A 240-nucleotide genomic window follows, 5' to 3' on the forward strand; every position below is an offset into this window, starting at 1 on the left:
AATCCCTACGACGGTCACACCTTGCGGAACGTCATCGACCGGACCGAGACGCTCACCGGATGTCCGATCGAGCGGGCCTATGTCGACAACGGATACCGCGGCCACGATGCTCAAAATCCACGTCGCGTCTTCATCTCCGGCCAGAAGCGCGGCGTCTTCGGCGCCATCAAGCGCGAGCTCCGGCGCCGCTCCGCCATCGAGCCCATCATCGGACATCTGAAGGCCGAAGGTCACCTTGGC

At 63.8% G+C, this 240-nt stretch carries 1 pseudogene; it reads left to right on the forward strand.

Annotated features, from left to right (window positions below):
- A pseudogene (locus AC0L30_RS43265) lies at positions 1 to 240 on the forward strand (IS5/IS1182 family transposase); the annotation flags it as partial.

The organism is Bradyrhizobium sp. MI1.11 (genome assembly GCF_055811255.1).